Origin of the sequence: Dyella sp. LX-66 (assembly GCF_018599165.1) — a bacterium.
Classification (GTDB): Bacteria; Pseudomonadota; Gammaproteobacteria; order Xanthomonadales; family Rhodanobacteraceae; genus Dyella_D; species Dyella_D marensis.
In genome coordinates this window covers 83,139-103,909 of the sequence record NZ_JAHFVJ010000005.1, presented here as the reverse complement: position 1 = coordinate 103,909, position 20,771 = coordinate 83,139, and the positions used below count along the sequence as shown (strand labels likewise).

The window sequence follows — 20,771 nt, the reverse complement described above, 5'->3', positions numbered from 1 at the left end:
AAGTGGCGGCGCTGACCAAGGCGTATCGCCTGAGCACCGACCGGGTGGGCTTCTGCGCGCTGGGTTCGGTCAAGACCAATATCGGCCATCTGGACCGCGCGGCCGGCGTGACCGGCATGATCAAGGCCGTGCTGTCGCTGCAGCACGAGCGCATCGCGCCGGTGCTGCATTTCAAGGCGCCGAATCCGGGCATCGATTTCGCCGGCAGTCCGTTCTATGTGGCGGCAGAAGCGGCCGCCTGGCCGCGTGGAGCGGCGCCACGCCGCGCTGGCGTCAATGTGCTTGGCGTCGGCGGTACCAATGTGCATTTCATTCTGGAAGAGGCGCCGGAAGTCGAGCCGTCCGGTCCGTCGCGTGCGGCGCAGCTGCTGTTGCTGTCGGCCAAGACGCAGGCGTCGCTCGACGGTGCGGCCGCGCGATTGAGCGCGCACCTGCAGGAGCATCCCGAGCAACAACTGGCCGATGTGGCCTACACGCTGCAGACCGGTCGCAAGCGTCTGGAATACCGCAAGGCGGTGGTGTGCAACGAGCGCGGCGATGCCGTCGTGGCGCTGTCGGAAGGCGGCGATCAGGGGCATCTGTCGTCGAGCGGCATGCCGTCGGTGGTGTTCATGTTCCCCGGGGTGGGCGACCACTATCCGGATATGGCCGCGGACCTGTATCGCACCGAAGCCGTATTCCGCGATCTAGTCGATCACTGCTGCGAGGTGCTGCAGCCGGTGCTCGGCCTGGATCTGCGCGAGGTGCTGTTCACGCCGGGTGGCTTGTCCGGCGAACCGCGCGCATCGATGGATATGAAGGCGTTGCTGAAGCGCGGCGAACAGCGTCCGGAAGGTCGTCTGCAGGAAACCTGGCTGGCCCAGCCGGCGGTGTTCGTTATCGAGTACAGCCTGGCTCAGCTGCTGATGAGCTGGGGTATTCAGCCGCAGGCGATGATTGGTTACAGCGTCGGCGAGTTCGTCGCCGCGGCCGTGGCGGGCAGCGTCGAGCTGGAAGATGCGCTGCGCCTTGTGGCCTTGCGCGCGAAGCTGATCGAAGACCTGCCGGGCGGCGCGATGCTGGCGATTCCGCTTTCGGAGGCGGACACGGCGGCGTTGTTGCCGGAAGGCGTATCCGTCGCGATCTGCAACGGTCCGAAGACCACGGTGGTGTCGGGTGCAGATGATGCCGTGGCTTCGTTCGAAGCCATCCTGGCCGCCAGATCCATCGTCAGCCGCCGCCTGCAGACCACGCACGCCTTCCACTCGCCGATGCTGGCGGGAGCGGCTGAAGGGCTGCGCGAGCTGTTGTCGAGCGTGACGTTCGCGGCACCCGCGATCCCGTACATCTCGAATCTCACCGGTACCTGGATCGGCGAACAGGAAGCGGCATCGGCTGACTACTGGATCGCCCACATGTGCGGCACCGTGCGCTTCGCCGACGGCATCGCCGCACTGCTGGACGAAGACAAGGGCAGGGTGCTGCTGGAGCTGGGCGCGGGCCAGAGTCTGGGTTCCTTCGTCAAGCAGCATCCGTCGTACGAACGCGGCATGGCGGTAATCCCGACCCTGCGCGCCCCGATCCAGGAACAGCGCGACGACGCCTATCTGTTGAGCGCCATCGGCCGCCTGTGGCTGGCCGGCATCGAGCCGGACTGGGCGGCGTTCTATCGCGAGGAACGCCGGCTCAAGGTTTCCCTGCCGACCTACGTCTTCGAAAAGCAGCGCTACTGGATCGAACCGGCCGTCGACGCCAATGCGCAGATCGACACCGGCGAAGTCTCGCTGATCACCCGCCTGATGGAGCATGCGGAAAAGCTTCCGCTCGAAGACTCCTTCTACGTGCCGTCGTGGAAGATCGCCGGCACCGTCGACGGCCCCTTGAGCGCCCCCGCGTCCGCCGCCGGCAGTTGCTGGCTGATCTTTGCGGATGCGGACGGCATCGGCGCGGCGCTGGCCGCGGCGATGAAGCCGCTGGGCATAACGAGCGTGCTGGCTCGCCGCGGCGAGCATTTCGCGGTCGCGCCGGACGGTTCCATCACCCTGCGCGCCGCGGCGGAGGCCGACTACGCCTCGCTGCTGAAGGAGCTCAAGCGCCGCAACCTGGTGCCCGGCCGCATCGTGCATCTGTGGGCTGCCGAGGCATGGGATGCCGATCTTTCCGGCCATCTGGACGAGCACCTGGATGCGGGCTTCTACAGCCTGTTCCACCTGGCCAGGGCCATCGGCGAACGGCTGACCGACACGCTGATCGAGCTGGACATCGTCGCCAGCGACCTGGAGCCCGTGCTGGGCACCGAATCGTTGCACCTGACCAAGGCCACGCTGCGTGGGCCTTGCAAGATCATCCGCCAGGAGTTCGCGGCGGTCGCTTGCCGCAGCATCGATCTGTTCTCCTCCGACGAAGCAGCATTGAGCGCGGAACAGCTGGCACGGCGCCTTGCCGCCGAGCTGCTCGGCGGCAAGGATCAGTTCACCGCTTTCCGCGAAGGCCAGCGCTGGATTCCCGTCGCCGAGCCGGTGCATATCGAAGCGCCGGCCGCGGACGAGATGCCGCGCCTGAGAGAGGGCGGCGTCTATTTCATTACCGGCGGCCTGGGCGGCATCGGCCTGGCCTTTGCCGATTACCTCTACCGCATGCGCCGCGCCAAGCTCGTGCTGGTGGGCCGCAGCGGCCTGCCGCCGCGCGAAGAGTGGCCCGCCTTGCTGGCGGCCGGCCAGGACGACCGCGCCACCGAACGCGTGTGCAAGATCAGCGGCCTGATCGACGCCGGCGCCGAGGTGCTGACCATCGTCGCGGACGTGGCTGACCAGGCGCAGATGGACGATGCCGTGCGCCAGGCGCTGGAGCGCTTTGGCGCCATCCATGGCGTCTTCCACGGCGCCGGCCTGCCGGGCCAGGGCCTGACCCAGCTCAAGACCGTGCAGGCGGTGGCGCAGGTGATGGCGCCGAAGATCCAGGGCACCCTGGCGATCGACCGCGCCTTCGCCGGCGTGGAGCTGGACTTCATGATCCTGGTCTCCTCGGTGGCCGCCATCGTCGGCGGCGGCCCCGGTCAGATCGATTACTGCGCGGCCAACGCCTTCATGGATGCGTTCGCGCAACGCCACCACGCGAAGCATGGCCGCACTGTAGCGATCAACTTCGGCGAATGGCAATGGGATGCCTGGAGCGATGGCCTGAAGGGCTATCAGCCGGAGATGCAGGAAGCGCTGCGCAGCCACCGCAAGCAGTTCGGCATCACCTTCGAAGAGGGCATGGAAGCGATCCGCCGCATCCTCGCCATCGACGTGCCGCAGATCGTGCTGTTCCCCGAAGACGCGGCCGCGGTGATCGCCAGCAGCAATGCCTGCGTCATCTCCAATATCTCCAGCGCCGTGCAGCAGACGCGCGGCCGCCGGCCGACGGCGTATCCGCGTCCGGAGCTTTCCAGCCAGTTCGTGGCGGCGAGCAATGAGCTGGAGCGCAAGATCGCCGCGATCTGGCAGCGCGCGCTGGGCATCGACCAGATCGGCACCAAGGACAACTTCTTCGACCTCGGCGGCAATTCGCTGGTCGGCCTGCAAGTGGTGGCCGATCTGCGCAAGGAGCTGGATATCGAGGTGCGCCAGGTGGTGCTGTACGAGGCGCCGACCATCGACGCCCTGGTGCGCTACCTGTCGCCGGCAGCCGAAGCGCCCGCGGACCAGGATGCCGGCCAGTTGCTGGCCGAGCGCCGCGAACGGGCGCGTGCCGGTGGCGTGGCTTCCCGCGATATCGCACTGGTCGGCATGGCCGGCCGCTTCCCGGGCGCGATGACGCCGCGCCAGCTGTGGAAGAACATCAACGAGGGCACCGAGGCGGTCACCTTCTACACCGACGCGGAATTGCTCGCGGCCGGCGTTGCGCCGGCCACCTTCGCCAACCCGAACTACGTCAAGGCCGGCTGCGATATCCCCGATTTCGATCTGTTCGACGCACGGCTGTTCGGTTATGCGCCGCGCGAGGCGGAGTTTATCGATCCCCAGCATCGCCAGTTCCTCGAATGCGCCTGGGAGGCGCTGGAGGACGCGGCCTGCGACCCGTCCAGCTATCGCGGCCTGATCGGCGTATTCGGCGGTTCGACCAACAGTACGTACACCGAGAACCTGCTGTCGCGTCCGGACGTGGTCGATACCGGCGTGGACATGCTGCAGGTCATCATCGGTAACAACAACGATGCGCTGGCGACCCGTGTCGCCTACAAGCTCAATCTGCGCGGCCCGGCCATATCGGTGCAGACCTTCTGCTCGACCTCCGGCGTGGCGATGCATTTCGCCTGCAAGAGCCTCCTGCTCGGCGAATCCGATGTCGCCCTGGCCGGCGGCGTGAACATCGGCATCAACGGCAAGGCGGGCTACATGTACACCGAGGGCGGCATCACGCCGCCGGACGGCCATACCCGCACCTTCGATGCCGACGCCAAGGGCTCGGTGCTCGGCGACGGCGTGGCCGTAGTGGTGTTCAAGCGCCTGGAGGATGCGCTGGCCGACGGCGACCATATCTATGCCGTGGTCAAGGGTTCGGCCATCAACAACGACGGCTCGTTCAAGGTCGGCTACACCGCGCCCAGCGTCGAGGGCCAGGCTGCGGTGGTCACCGATGCGCTGGCAGTGGCCGGCGTGCCGGCCGAAAGCATCGGCTTTATCGAGACGCACGGCACGGCGACGGAGCTGGGCGATCCGATCGAAGTGGCGGCGCTGACCAAGGCGTATCGCCAGAGCACCGGCAAGGTGGGTTATTGCGCGCTGGGTTCGATCAAGCCCAATGTCGGCCATCTGGATCGTGCGGCCGGCGCCACCGGCATGATCAAGGCGGCCCTGTCGCTGCAGCACGAGCGCATTACGCCGGTGCTGCATTTCAAGGCGCCGAATCCGAATATCGATTTCGCCAGCAGCCCGTTCTTCGTGGCGGACCGCGACCTGGCCTGGCCACGCGGTGCGGAGCCGCGGCGTGCCGGCGTCAACGTGCTGGGCCTGGGCGGCACCAATGTGCACTTCATTCTGGAAGAGGCACCGGAAGTCGAGCCCTCCGGTCCGTCGCGTGCGGCGCAGTTGCTGCTGCTGTCGGCCAAGACGCAGGCGTCGCTCGACGGCGCGTCATCGCGCCTGAGTGCTTACTTGCATGAACATCCCGGGCAAAGCCTCGCGGATGTGGCCTACACGCTGAAGGTCGGCCGCAAGCGGCTGGAATTCCGCAAGGCCGTGGTGTGCAACGAACGCGGCGAAGCCATGGCGGCGCTGGAGCAGGGCGGCGAGCAGGGTCATCTGCCGCCGAATGCGAAGCCGTCCGTGGTGTTCATGTTCCCGGGTGTGGGCGACCACTACACCGATATGGCGGCGGATCTGTATCGCACCGAAGCGGTGTTCCGCGATCTGGTCGATCACTGCTGCGAGGTGCTGCAGCCAGTGCTCGGCCTGGATCTGCGCGAGGTGCTGTTCACGCCGGGTGGTCTGTCCGGCGAGCCGCGTGCGGCGATGGATCTGAAGGCGCTGATCAAACGTGGCGACGAGCGTCCGGAAGGCCGCCTGCAGGAAACCTGGCTGGCCCAGCCGGCGGTGTTCGTCATCGAATACAGCCTGGCGCAGCTGCTGATGAGCTGGGGCATCCAGCCGCAGGCGATGATCGGCTACAGCGTCGGCGAGTTCGTGGCGGCCGCGGTGGCGGGCAGCGTGGAGCTGGAGGATGCGCTGCGCCTGGTGGCCTTGCGCGCGAAGTTGATCGAAGACCTGCCGGGCGGCGCCATGCTGGCGGTTCCGCTTTCGGAGGCGGATACCGCGGCGTTGTTGCCGGCAGGCGTGTCGATCGCGATCTGCAACGGCCCGAAGACCACGGTGGTATCGGGATCGGAAGAGGCGATCGTCTCGTTCGAGGCTGCGCTGTCCGCGAAGTCCATCGTCAGCCGCCGCCTGCAGACCACGCATGCCTTCCATTCGCCGATGTTGGCAGGTGCGTCCGACGGGCTGCGCGAGCTGTTGTCGAACGTGACGTTCGCAGCACCGGCCATTCCCTACATCTCGAACCTGACCGGTACCTGGATCGGCGCGCAGGAAGCGGCTTCGGCCGATTACTGGGTGTCGCACATGTGCGGCACCGTGCGTTTCGCCGATGGCATCGGCGTATTGCTCGGCGAAGACAAGGGCAGGGTGCTGCTGGAGCTGGGCGCGGGCCAAAGTCTGGGGTCGTTCGTCAAGCAGCATCCGTCGTACGCGCGCGGGATGTCGGTGATCCCGACGCTGCGCGCCCCGTTCCAGGAACAGCGCGACGACGCCTACCTGCTGAGCGCCATCGGCCGCCTGTGGCTGGCCGGCATCGAACCCGACTGGACCGCGTTCTATCGCGACGAACGCCGCCTCAAGCTCCCGCTGCCGACCTATGCCTTCGACCGCCAGCGCTACTGGATCGAAGCCGGCGACCGCGTCGAGTACAAGGCGCACAAGCCCGCGCCCCTGGGGCAGAAGGCCGAACTCGAAGACTCCTTCTATCTGCCGTCGTGGAAGCCGGCCGGCCCGCTGGCCGGCTTGCCGGATGCGTCGAGCGTGCCCGCAGGGTCGTGCTGGCTGGTCTTTGCGGATGCGGACGGTATCGGCGACGCGCTGGCCGCGGCCGTCAAGCCGCTGGGCATTGAAACGGTGCTGGTGCGCCGTGGTGCGGGCTTCGCCATCGCTGCGGATGGATCGCTGACGATCCGCGCGACGGAAAAACAGGACTACATCGCCGCGCTCAAGCAGCTCAAGGATCGCGGCCTGGCCCCGTCCCGCATCGTCCACCTGTGGGCGGCGGAGCGCTGGAGCGAGGACCTGGCGAGCCATCTGCAGGAGCAGATGGACGCCGGCTTCTACAGCCTGTTCCATCTCGCCCAGGCCATCGGCGAGCGGCTGGGTGACACGCCGCTGGAGCTGTGCATCGTCGGCAGCGACATGGAATCCGTGCTGGGCACGGAGGCGATCCACCCGGCCAAGGGCACGCTGCGCGCACCGTGCAAGGTGATCCGCCAGGAATACGGCGCGGTCGTCTGCCGCAGCATCGACCTGTTCTGCGCCGAAGAAGCCTTGCCCGCCGCCAGCCTGGGCCAGCGCCTGGCCGCGGAAATCCTCTGCGGCGGCGAAGAGCAGTTCAGTGCATTGCGCGAGGGACAGCGCTGGCTTCCGCTGGTCGAGCCGGTGCGGATCGAAGCCGCGCCGCAGGATGTGCCGCGCCTGAAGCAGGGCGGCGTCTATTTCGTGACCGGCGGCCTGGGCGGCATCGGCTTCGCGTTTGCCGAGCACGTGCACCGCACTCTGAACGCAAAGCTCGTGCTGGTGGGCCGTTCCGGCCTGCCGCCGCGCGAGCAGTGGGCCGGCATCGTTGCGGAAGGCAAGGACGACCAGGTCACCGACCGCGTGCGCAAGATCGGCGGCCTGATCGATGCCGGCGCCGAGGTGCTGATCATCACCGCCGACGTGGCCGACCGGGCGCAGATGGACGCTGCCGTGCAGCAGGCGCTCGCACGCTTCGGCACCGTCCACGGTGTGTTCCACGCGGCCGGCCTGCCGGGCCAGGGCCTGACCCAGCTCAAGACCGTGCAGATCGCCGCCGAGGTGATGGCGCCGAAGATCCAGGGCACGCTGGCGCTGGATCGCGCCTTCGCCGCGGTGAAACTGGACTTCATGCTCCTGGTCTCCTCGATCGCCGCCATCACCGGCGGCGGCCCGGGCCAGATCGATTACTGCGCGGCCAACGCTTTCATGGATGCCTTCGCGCAGCGCAACCACGCCAGGCACGGCATGACCGTGTCGGTCAATTTCGGCGACTGGCAGTGGTCGCCCTGGGGCGGCCTGCTCAAGGGCTATCAGTCGGAAATGCGCGATGCGATGGTGCAGTACCGCGAGCGCTTCGGCATCACCTTCGACGAGGGCATGGAGGGCGTCCGCCGCATCCTTACGCTCGACGTGCCGCGGATCGCCCTGGTGCCGGAAGATGCGGTGGCGATGATCGAGGGCAGCAATACCTGCATCGTCGCCAATATCGCCGCGGCGCTGCAGCAGCGGCGCCAGATGGTGGCGGAGGGCGGGCCGCAGGCGCCGCTGGATCTGTCGTTCTACCGCGATGTGTGGCGTCCTGCCGCCGGCGGCAGGAGCGAGCGGAAGCTGTCCTACTTTGCGCGGCCCTCGATCAGCACCGCCTATGTCGCGGCCAGCAACGAAATCGAAAAGCGCGTGGCGCGGGTGTTCCAGGACGTGCTGGGCATCGAGAAGGTGGGGCTCGAAGACAACTTCTTCGAGCTCGGCGGCAATTCGCTGATCTCGCTGCAGATCCTGGCCGAGCTGCAGCGCGAGTTCGACATGCAGCTGTCGCCGATCCTGATCTTCGAGGCGCCGAACGTCAGCACCATCAGCCGGCATCTGCTCGGCCTGACCGGTGCGGATGCCGCCGCGGCGGCCGAGCCGGCGGCGCCGCTCAGGCGCCGGCGCGTCCGGCGCGGTGGCGGACAAACGGATATCGCCATCATCGGCATGATCGCGCGCGCCCCCGGCGCGCCGGACGTCGCCACCTTGTGGAGCAACGTGCTCAACGGCGTCGAGTCGATGACCCGCTTCAGCGACGAGGAGCTGTTTGCCGCGGGCGTGAATCCGGCGGTGATGCGCCATCCCGACTACGTCAAGAGCCGCGGCATCGTTACCGATATCGACCTGTTCGACCCGGGCGTGTTCGGCATGAGTCCGCGCGAAGCGGAGCTGATGGACCCGCAGCATCGCCTGATGCTGGAAATCGCCTGGCAGACGCTGGAACACGCCGGCTACGACTCCAACCGCTACGACGGTTCCATCGGCGTGTTCACCGGTACCGCGCCCAGCGGCTACATGATGACCATGCACGCCGACCGCGAGCTGTGGCCGGACCTGGACACCTCCGACACGCATCTGGCCAACAGCCAGGATTCGCTGGCCACGCGCGTCTCGTACAAGCTCAATCTCAACGGCCCCAGCCTTTCCGTCGGCACGCATTGCTCGACCTCGGGCGTGGCCATCCACCTGGCCTGCCAGAGCCTGCGCACCGGCGAGTCCGACATGGCGCTGGCCGGCGCCATCTCGCTGCACGTGCCGGGGCGGCAGGGCTATCTGTTCGTGCAGGGCGACCAGGGTTCGCCGGACGGCCATACGCGCACCTTCGACGCGCGGGCGCAGGGCACGGTGTTCTCCGATGGCGCGGGCATGGTGCTGCTCAAGCGGCTGGACGATGCGCTGGCCGACGGCGACACCATCCATGCGGTGATCAAGGGCACGGCGGTCAACAACGACGGTTCGTTGAAGGCCGGCTTTACCGCGCCCAGCGTGGAGCGACAAGCCGAAGTGGTGGCCATGGCCATCGACGATGCAGGGCTCAGCGCGGCGGACATCCTCTATGTGGAGGCGCACGGCACGGCGACCGAGCTGGGCGATCCGATCGAATTCGCGGCACTGACGCGTGCGTTCCGCGAGACCACCGACGCCCGCCGTTTCTGCGCGCTGGGTTCGATCAAGACCAATATCGGCCATACCGACCGCGCCGCGGGTGTGATCGGCGTGATCAAGGCCACCCACGTATTGAAGACGGGCGTGGTGCCGCCGACCCTGCATTTCGAGCGGCCCAATCCGAAGATCGACCTGGACAACAGCCCGTTCGTGGTGAGCAACCAGCGGCAGCAGCTGCCGGCGGCGGTGTCGCCGTGGCGTGCCGGCGTGACCGCGCTGGGCGTGGGCGGCACCAATGCGCATATCGTGCTGGAGCAGTGCCCGGAGCCGGTGCTGCCGGCCGAGGGCAGGGCGTGGCAGTTCCTGACCTTGTCGGCCAAGACCGCCGGCTCGCTCGATGCCATGCGCAACAGCCTGGCCGATGCACTCGAAGCCGATGCGGATCTCAACGTCGCCGATGCGGCATTTACGCTGCAGTACGGGCGCCGCGAGTTCGGCGAGCGCCTGGCCGTGGTGGGTCACGATCGCGAGGAGCTGATTCGTGCATTGCGCGGACAGCAGCAGGAGCGCAGCTTCCGCAGCGCCGGCAATGCAGGCAAGCGGCCGGTGGCGTTCCTGTTCCCCGGCGTGGGCGAGCAATACGTCGGCATGGCGGCCGGTTTGTATGAAACCGAGGCGGTGTTCCGCCAGGAAATGGATGCCTGCTTCGAGTTGCTGCAGGCGCAGTTCCAGCTGGACCTGAGGCCGGTGCTTTTCGCCGAAGCGGCGCTCACGCCGGACCGGGCCAAGCAGTTCCTGCGCGGCGAAGCGCCGCAGGATGAGGCCACGCTGCGGCTTGGCCAGACGCAGTACGCGCAGCCGTGCATGTTCGTCGTCGAATACTGCCTGGCGCGCCTGCTGATCAGTTGGGGCATCGTGCCCGAGGCGCTGCTCGGCTACAGCGTCGGCGAGTTTGCCGCCGCTGCCATTGCCGGCATCCTGTCGCTGCCGGATGCATTGAAGCTGGTGGCCGGCCGCGCGCGCATCATCGCCGAGCTGCCCGGTGGCGCCATGCTGGCGGTGCCGCTGGCGGAAGCCGAGGTGCGGCCGCTGCTGAGCGCCGGGCTGGCGATCGGCATCGGCAACGGGCCGAAGCTCACCGTGGTGTCGGGACCGGAGGCGGCGATCGCCGCGTTCGAGGCCTTGCTGGCCTCGAAGGAGATCGTCAGCCGCCGCCTGCAGACCAGCCATGCCTTCCACTCGCCGATGATGGATGGCGCGGCCCCCGCCTTGCGGCAGCTGCTGTCGACGGTGCAGTTGCATGCGCCGCAGCGGGCCTGCCTGTCGAACGTCACCGGCAGCTGGATCACCGCCGCCGAGGCGACCGATCGCGAGTACTGGGTCCGGCATATGTGCCAGACGGCGCGCTTCGCCGACTGCCTGGACAGCCTGGTCGCCAAGGACGATTGGGCGATGGTCGAAGTGGGTCCGGGCCTCAGCCTGGGTTCGCTGGTCAAACAGCATGGCCTTGCCCGCAAGGCCACGGCGACGCCCGTCGTCGTCTCGACCATGCGCATGGCTTATCTCGCCGACGACGACCTGGCCGTGCTGACCGCGGCGCTCGCCCGCCTGTGGGTCGCCGGCTTGGCGCCCGACTGGCATGCCTATCACGGCGCCGCCGCGCGCCGGCGCATTCCGCTGCCGGGCTACGCCTTCGAACGGCAGCGTTATTGGATCGAAACGCGGCCGGAATTCGCTGCCGCCGCAGCGGGCGCGGGCGGCAAGATCGCCGATATCGGCCAGTGGTTCTACGCGGAAACCTGGAGCGAGACGCCCCGCGGCGCCGACGAAACGGAGACGGCGGCAAGCTGGCTGGTGCTGTCGCACGACAGCGAGGCCTGCCGCGCCTTGCTCGCCGGCTTGCGCGCGAAGGCGCCGCAGGTGGTGGACGTGCCGGCGGACGCGGGCTTCGACCGGCTGAAGCAGGCGATCGGCGATCTGCGGCGGGACGGCAAGGTGCCGGGCCGCATCGTTCACCTCGGCAACCTGAGCGACGAACCGGACTTCGGCGCGCTGCAGGCCGGCGGCTACCTGAGCCTGCTGAGCCTGGTGCAGGCCTTGGGCGAGAGCCGCGTCACCACGCCGGTGCGGCTGGACGTTGTCTCGAACGGACTCTATGCCGCGCGTCCCGGCGATGCGGTGAGCGCCGCCAAGGGCACCCTGGTCGGTGCCATCCGCACCATTCCGCAGGAGTACCAGAACGTCGCCGTGCGCAGCATCGATATGGATGGCGCCGGCACGGAAGGCGTGGAGCATCTGCTGGCGGAACTCGCCGCGCCGGCGACGGACGTGGCGGTCGCCTACCGCGGCGGCACGCGCCTGGTGCAGGCCTATGCCTCGGCGCCGCTGGACGAAGTGGCAGCGGAGCGCGATGCGCTGCGCCAGGGTGGCGTGTATCTGATCACCGGTGGACTGGGCCATGTGGGCCTGACTCTGGCCGGCATGCTGGCGCGCGACTATGCGGCGAAGGTCGCCCTGCTGTCGCGGCGCGCTTTCCCTGCACGCGAGGAGTGGGACGGCTGGATCGCCGCGCGCGATGCGGAGGATCCGGTCAGCCGCCAGATCGCCAGGCTGCGCGAGATGGAAGCGGCCGGCGGCGAAGTGATGGTGCTGGCCGGCGACGTGGCCGACGAGGCGCGCATGGGCGACGTGTTCGCCTGGCTGGAACAGCGCCATGGCCAGGTGCATGGTGTGTTCCATGCCGCCGGCCTGGTCGACGGCGACAAGCAGGCCATCATCGCCGCCACCGGCAAGGCGCAGGTCGATGCGCATTTCGCGCCCAAGGTGCAGGGCACCCTGGTGCTGTCGCGCCTGCTGGCCTCGCGCAAGGTGGATTTCTGCCTGCTGTTCTCGTCCGTATCGACCGTGCTGGGCGGACTCACCCTGGCAGCCTATGCGGCGGCCAATGCCTTCGAAGCCAATTTCGCCCTGTCGCACCGTGCCGCGAACGGCACGCGCTGGCTGGCGGTGGACTGGGATACCTGGGGGCATGCCGACCGCGTGGAAGGCCACAAGGGCACCACGCTGGAAGCGTTCGTGATGTGGCCAGACGAAGGACTGGAAGCGCTGCGGCGCGTGCTCGGCTCCAGCCAGTCCAGCCGACTGATCAACTCGACCGCCGACCTGCGCGCGCGCCTCGATCAATGGGTGTATCGCAAGGGCGCGCCGGCCGGCGCGAAGCGCGAGCGCAAGCTGTCGTATTACGCGCGTCCGCAGATCAGCACGGCCTACGTGGCCGCCAGCAACGAGATCGAGAAGCGCGTGGCGCGGGTGTTCCAGGACGTGCTGGGCATCGAGAAGATCGGCCTGGAGGACAACTTCTTCGAGCTCGGCGGCAATTCGCTGATCTCGCTGCAGATCCTGGCCGAGCTGCAGCGCGAGTTCGAGCTGCAGCTGTCGCCGATCCTGATGTTCGAGGCGCCCAGCGTCAGCAGCATCAGCAAGCACCTGCTGACGGTGTGCGGCGTGGAGGGGCTGCCTGCCGAGGCGCCGGCTCCGCTCAGGCGCCGGCGCGGCCGGCGCGAGGCGGTGCGTTCGGATATCGCCATCATCGGCATGTCCGTGCGCGGCCCAGGCGCGCCGGATGTGGCGACGCTGTGGGACAACGTGCGCAACGGCGTCGAGTCGATGACCCGCTTCAGCGACGACGAGCTGTATGCGGCCGGCGTGGACGCGGCCACGGTGCGCCATCCGGACTACGTCAGGAGCCGCGGCATCGTCGACGATATCGACCTGTTCGATCCGGGCGTGTTCGGCATGAGCCCGCGCGAAGCGGAGCTGATGGACCCGCAGCATCGCCTGATGCTGGAGATCGCCTGGCAGGCGCTGGAGCATGCCGGCTACGACTCGCATCGCTACGACGGCTCCATCGGCGTCTTCACCGGCACCGCGCTGAGCAGCTACATGCTGGGCCTGTACGTGGACCGGGAGCTGTGGGCGGATATCGAGTCCTTCGATACCTACCTGGCCAATACGCAGGATTCGCTCGCCACGCGCGTCTCCTACAAGCTCAACTTGAATGGCCCCAGCCTTGCCGTCGGCACGTATTGCTCCACCTCGGGCGTGGCCATCCACCTGGCTTGCCAGAGCCTGCATGCCGGCGAATCCGACATGGCGCTGGCCGGCGGCATTTCGCTGCGCGTGCCCAGCCATCGCGGCTATCTGTTCGTGCCGGGCGACCAGGGTTCGCCCGATGGCCATACCCGCACCTTCGATGCGCGGGCGCAGGGCACGGTGTTCTCCGATGGCGGCGGCATGGTGCTGCTCAAGCGCCTGGACGATGCGCTGGCCGACGGCGACACCATCCATGCGGTGATCAAGGGCACGGCGGTCAATAACGACGGCTCGCTGAAAGCCGGGTTCACCGCGCCGAGTGTCGAGCGGCAGGCCGAAGTGGTGGCGATGGCCATCGACGATGCCGGGCTGACGGCCGAGGACATCCATTACGTGGAAGCCCACGGCACCGCCACCGAACTGGGCGACCCGATCGAATTCGCCGCGCTGACCCGCGCGTTCCGCGAAACCACTGACGCGCGCCAGTTCTGCGCGCTCGGTTCGATCAAGACCAATATCGGCCACACCGACCGCGGCGCGGGCGTGATCGGCGTGATCAAGGCCACCCACGTATTGAAGACCGGCGTGGTGCCGCCGACCCTGCATTTCGAGCGGCCCAATCCGAAGATCGATCTGGACAACAGCCCATTCGTGGTGAGCAGCCAGCCCCAGGCCTTGCCGGCCACGGCATCGCCGTGGCGCGCGGGCGTCACTGCGCTGGGCGTGGGCGGCACCAATGCGCATATCGTGCTGGAACAGAGTCCGGCGCCGCTGGCGTCGTCCGCGGGCAGGGCGTGGCAGTTCCTGACCTTGTCGGCGAAGAACGCCGTTTCGCTCGACGCCATGCGCGCCAACCTGGCCGATGCGCTCGAAGCCGATGCGGATATCAATGTCGCCGATGCGGCGTTTACGCTGCAGTACGGGCGCCGCGAGTTCGGCGAGCGCCTGGCGGTGATCGGCCACGATCGCGAGGACATGATCCGTGCGCTGCGCGAGCAGCCGTCGGATCGCTGCTTCCGCAGCGCCGGTAATGCCGGCAAGTGGCCGGTGGCCTTCCTGTTCCCCGGCGTGGGCGAGCAATACGTCGGCATGGCGGCGGGCTTGTACGAAGCCGAAGCCGTGTTCCGCCAGGAGATGGACGCCTGCTTCGAACTGCTGCAGGCGCAGTTCCAGCTGGACCTGCAGCCGGTGCTGTTTGCCGAGGCCGCGAAGGCGCCGGACAAGGCGAAGCAGTTCCTGCGCGGCGAAGCGCCGCAGGACGAAGCTTCGCTGCGGCTGAGCCGGACGCAGTATGCGCAGCCGTGCATGTTCGTCGTCGAATACTGCCTGGCCCGCCTGCTGATGAGCTGGGGCATCGTGCCCGAGGCCTTGCTCGGCTATAGCGTCGGCGAATTTGCCGCCGCTGCCATTGCCGGCATCCTGTCGTTGCCGGATGCATTGAAACTGGTGGTCGGCCGCGCGCGCATCATCGCCGGGCTGCCGGGCGGCTCCATGCTGGCCGTGCCGCTGTCGGTGGACAAGCTCAAGCCGATGCTGGGGCCGGATCTGGCGGTCGGCATCAGCAACGGCGCGCATCTCACCATCGTGTCCGGACCGGATGCGGCCATCGAAGCCTTCGAAGCGATCCTCACCGCCAAGGAGGTGGTCAGCCGCCGCCTGCAGACCAGCCATGCCTTCCACTCGCCGATGATGGAAGGCGCCGCGGCTGAGCTGCGGCAGCTGCTGTCGACGGTCGAGCTGCACGCGCCGCAGCGGCCCTGCCTGTCGAACGTGACCGGCGACTGGATCGCCGCGGCCGATGCGACCGACCGCGAGTATTGGGTGCGGCACATGTGCCAGACCGCGCGCTTCGCCGAATGCCTGGATACGCTCCAGGCCAGAAGCGAGTGGGCCATGCTCGAAGTGGGTCCGGGGCAAAGCCTCAGTTCCCTGGTCAGGCAGCAGGCGCTGGGCCGCGACCGTGCGGCCGCGCCGGTCGCCATCTCCACCATGCGCACCACTTATGTGCAGGACGACGACCGCGCCATGCTGGCCGCCGCCCTGGCGAAGCTCTGGGTGGCCGGCGTCGCACCCGACGGCCAGGCCTATTACGCCGGCGAGCGGCGCCACCGCATTGCGCTGCCCAGCTATGCGTTCGACCGCCAGCGCTACTGGATCGACGCCGAGCTGCCAGACGTGTCGCTGGCCAGCCGCCTGCTCACGCAAGCCGAGAAGTCGCCGCTGGCCGACTCGTTCTATCTGCCGTCGTGGCGGGTCGAGGGCGCTGTCGATGGAGCCTTGAACGCAGCGGCGCCCGCCGCCGACACCTGCTGGCTGATCTTTGCCGATGCCGATGGCATCGGCGACGCGCTGGCCGCCGCGGTGCGGCCGCTGGGCATCGAGACCGTGCTGGTCCGTCGCGGCGAGAGCTGGGCGGCAGCGGAGGATGGCTCCTTCTCGCTGCGCGCCGCGGTGGCGGCGGATTACGTCGCGGTGCTGAAGGAACTGAAGCGCCGCAGCCTGGTGCCCAGCCGGATCGTGCATCTGTGGGCGGCCGAGCGCTGGGATGCCGATATGGACGGCCATCTGGACGGCCATCTGGACGAGCAGATGGAAACCGGCTTCTACAGCTTGTTCTATCTGGCCCAGGCGGTCGGCGATCGCCTGAGCGACACGCAGGTCGAGCTGTGCATCGTGGCCAGCGACCTGGAGCCGGTGCTGGGCACGGAGGCCATTCATCCGGTCAAGGCGGCGCTGCGCGGACCGTGCAAGGTGATCCGGCAGGAGTATGCGACGGTCGCCTGCCGCAGCATCGATCTGTTCTCGTCCGATGAGGCGGCGCTGGGTGCGGAGCGGCTGGGCATGCGCCTGGCGGCGGAAATTCTTTCCGGCGGCGCGGACCAGTTCAGCGCCTTCCGCGACGGCCAGCGCTGGGTACCGTTCGTGGCGCCGATGCAGATCGACGCGCCGTTCGACGAGGTGTCGCGCCTGCGCGAAGGCGGGGTCTATTTCGTCACCGGCGGCCTGGGCGGCATCGGTTTCGCCTTTGCCGAATACGCGTACCGGACCCGCAACGCCAGGCTCGTGCTGGTGGGCCGCAGCGGCCTGCCGCCGCGCGAGGAATGGGATGCGCTGCTTGCCGCCAACCAGGACGACCGCGTCACCGAGCGGGTGCGCAAGATCGGCGGCCTGATCGAGGCCGGCGCCGAGGTGCTGATCATCACGGCGGACGTGGCCGACCGGGCGCAGATGGACGATGCCGTGCAGCAGGCGCTGGCGCGCTTCGGCGCCGTTCACGGCGTGTTCCATGCGGCGGGCCTGCCCGGCCAGGGCCTGACCCAGCTGAAGACCGCCCAGGCCGTGGCGCAGGTGATGGCGCCGAAGATCCAGGGCACGCTGGCACTGGATCGCGCGTTCTCGGGCGTGCCGCTGGACTTCATGGTGCTGGTCTCGTCCATTGCCGCGCTGACCGGCGGCGGCCCCGGCCAGATCGACTACTGCGCGGCCAATGCCTTCCTCGATGCCTTCGCGCAGCGCCATCGCCGCAAGCATGGCGTGACGGTGGCGATCAACTTCGGCGAATGGCAATGGGATGCCTGGAGCGATGGCCTGAAGGGTTTCCAGCCGGAAATGCAGGAGGCCTTGCGCAGCCATCGCCGCAAATTCGGCATCAGCTTCGAAGAGGGCATGGAAGGCATCCGCCGCATCCTGGCGCTCGAAGTGCCGCAGATGATCCTGCTGCCGGAGGATGCGGTGGCGATGATCGGCGGCAGCAACAGCTGCTCGGTCGCCAATATTTCCAGCGCGGTGCAGCAGACCCGCGGCCGCCGCCAGACGGCGTATCCGCGGCCGGCCCTGTCCAGCCAGTTCGTGGCGGCCAGCAACGAGCTGGAACGCAAGATCGCCGCGATCTGGCAGCGCGCGCTGGGCATCGACCAGATCGGCACCAAGGACAACTTCTTCGACCTGGGCGGCAATTCGCTGGTCGGCCTGCAAGTGGTGGCCGAGCTGCGCAAGGAGCTCGACGTCGAAGTGACCCAGGTGGTGCTGTACGAAGCGCCGACTATTGACGCCCTGGTGCGCCTGCTGTCGCCGGCGCAGGAAGGCGGGCAGGAAGAGGGCGAGAGCCGCCTGCTGGCCGAGCGCCGCGAAAAGCTGCGGCATGGGCGCAGCTCGAACGACGTCGCCCTGATCGGCATGGCCGGCCGCTTCCCCGGCGCGCGCACGCCGAACGAGCTGTGGCGCAACCTCAGTGCAGGCGTGGAGTCGGTGACGTTCTACACCGACGCCGAACTGCTCGAAGCCGGCGTCAGCCGGGCCAGGCTGCGCGACCCGAATTACATCCGCGCCGGTTACGACGTCGAAGGTTTCGACCTGTTCGACGGTCCGCTGTTCGGTTACGCGCCGCGCGAAGCGGAGCTGATCGATCCGCAGCACCGGCAGTTCCTGGAGTGCGCGTGGGAGGCGCTGGAAGACGCCGCCTGCGATCCGGAGCGCTACGCCGGCATGATCGGCATCTTCGCCGGCTCCAACTCCAGCCAGTACATCCACCACCTGACCGCGCGCCCGGACCTGATGGCATCTCCGGTGGCGGGGCTGCAGATCGGCGTCGGCAACAGCAACGACGCGCTGGCCACCCGCGTGGCCTACAAGCTCAATCTGCGCGGCCCGGCCATGTCGGTGCAGACCTTCTGCTCGACCTCGGGCGTGGCCATGCATACCGCTTGCCGCAGCCTGCTGCACGGCGAGTGCGACATCGCCATGGCCGGTGGCGTGAACATCGCCATCAGCGGCAAGGCCGGCTATATGTTCGAGGACGGCAGCATCGACTCGCCCGACGGCCATACCCGTACTTTCGACGTCCATGCCAAGGGTGCGGTGATCGGCGACGGCGTCGGCGTGGTGGTGTTCAAGCGCCTGGAAGATGCGCTGGCCGACGGCGACCATATCTATGCGGTGGTCAGGGGCTCGGCCATCAACAACGACGGCTCGTTCAAGGTCGGCTATACGGCGCCGAGCGTGGAAGGCCAGTCGGTGGCCATCGCCGAGGCGCTGGCGGTGGCGGGCGTCGATGCCGGCAGCATCGGCTTCGTGGAGACGCACGGCACGGCCACCGAACTGGGCGACCCGATCGAAGTGGCGGCGCTGACCAGGGCGTATCGCGGCAGCACGGATCGCGTCGGCTACTGCGCGCTGGGTTCGATCAAGCCGAATATCGGCCATCTGGATCGCGCTTCGGGCGTCACCGGCTTGATCAAGGCCGCGCTGTCCCTGAAGCACGAGTTGATTACGCAGGTGCTGCACTTCACGGCGCCGAACCCGAACATCGATTTCGCCAGCAGCCCGTTCTTCGTGGCGGACCGCGACCTAGCCTGGCCGCGCGGCGCGGAGCCGCGCCGTGCGGGCGTCAACGTGCTGGGCCTGGGCGGCACCAATGTGCACTTCATCCTGGAAGAGGCGCCGGAGATCGAGCCGTCCGGGCCGTCGCGTGCCGCGCAGCTGCTGTTGCTGTCGGCCAAGACGCAGGCCTCGCTCGATGCCGCGGCGGCGCGATTGGGTGCGCATCTGCAGGAACATCCCGAGCTGAGCCTGGCGGACGTGGCTTATACGCTGCAGTCCGGCCGCAAGCGGCTGGAGTTCCGCAAGGCGGTGGTGTGCAACGAACGCGGCGACGCGATCGCCACGCTGGAACAGGGCGGCGAGCAAGGACATCTGCCGCCGAATGCGAAGCCATCGGTGGTGTTCATGTTCCCGGGCGTGGGCGATCACTACGCCGATATGGCGGCGGATCTGTATCGCACCGAGGCCGCCTTCCGCGACCTGGTCGATCACTGCTGCGAGGTGCTGGAGCCGGCGCTGGGCCTGGATCTGCGCGAGGTGCTGTTTACGCCCGCAGGCTTGTCGGGCGAGCCGCGCGCCGCGATGGATATGAAGGCGTTGCTGAAGCGCGGCGAGCAGCGTCCGGAAGGTCGTCTGCAGGAAACCTGGCTGGCCCAGCCGGCGGTGTTCGTCATCGAGTACAGCCTGGCGCAGCTGCTGATGAGTTGGGGCATCCAGCCGCAGGCGATGATCGGCTACAGCGTCGGTGAGTTCGTCGCCGCGGCGGTGGCGGGGACGATGGAGCTGGATGACGCGCTGCGGCTGGTGGCCTTGCGCGCCAAGTTGATCGAGAGTCTGCCCGGCGGCGCCATGCTGGCGGTCCCGCTATCGGAGGCGGACACGGCGGCGTTGTTGCCGGACGGCGTGTCGATCGCCATCTGCAACGGCCCGAAAACGACGGTGGTGTCGGGCACCGACGAGGCGATCGCTTCGTTCGAAACCATCCTCGCCGCAAAGTCGATCGTCAGCCGCCGCCTGCAGACCACGCATGCCTTCCATTCGCCGATGCTGGCGGGCGCGGCCGACGGCTTGCGCGAGCTGCTGTCGCAGATGGCGTTCGCGGCACCGGCGATTCCGTACATCTCCAATCTGACCGGCACGTGGATCGGCGAGCAGGAGGCGGCCTCGGCGGATTATTGGGTCTCGCATATGTGCGGCACCGTGCGCTTCGCCGACGGCATCGGCGTACTGCTGGGCGAAGACAAGGGCAGGGTGTTACTGGAACTGGGCGCGGGCCAGAGCCTGGGTTCCTTCGTCAAGCAGCATCCGGTCTACGAGCGCGGCATGTCGGTGATCCCGACGCTGCGCGCCCCGTTCCAGGAACAGCGCGACGACGCCTATCTGTTGAGCGCCGTCGGCCGCCTGTGGCTGGCCGGCATCGAACCCGACTGGACCGCGTTCTATCGCGACGAACGCCGCCTCAAGCTCCCCTTGCCGACGTATGCGTTCGAGCAGCAGCGCTACTGGGTCGACGCCCCGAAGCAGGACGAGGCAACCGGGGAGACGCGCGACGGCAAGATCGCCGATATCGGCCAGTGGTTCTACGCCGAAACCTGGAACGAAGCGGGCCGCGTCACCGAAGAAACGGACGCGAAGGCCAGCTGGCTCGTGCTGTCGCACGACAGCGAGGCTTGCCAGGCCGTGCTGGCCGGCTTGCGGGCGAAGTCGCAGCACGTGGTGGCGGTGGCGGCGGATGCAGGAGTCGACCATCTTAAGCAGGTGATCGGCGATCTGCGGCGCGACAACAAGGTTCCGACGCGCATCGTCCATCTGGGCGCCCTGACCGGCGAGCAGGATTTCGACGCCTTGCAGGCGAACGGTTATCTGAGCCTGCTGAGCCTGGTGCAGGCACTGGGCGAAAACCGCATCACCACGCCGGTGCGTCTGGAC

General features: G+C 68.1%; 1 protein-coding gene (only partly in view). It reads left to right on the top strand.

Every position in this 20,771-nt window falls within one protein-coding gene, locus tag KK141_RS11360, for a type I polyketide synthase (protein WP_214572312.1), read on the top strand. The gene is 37,293 nt long; 10,420 of those nucleotides lie to the left of the window and 6,102 to its right, leaving coding positions 10,421–31,191 in view, spanning codon 3,474 (partial) through codon 10,397 (complete); the first codon wholly inside the window starts at nt 3. The start codon and the stop codon both lie outside this window.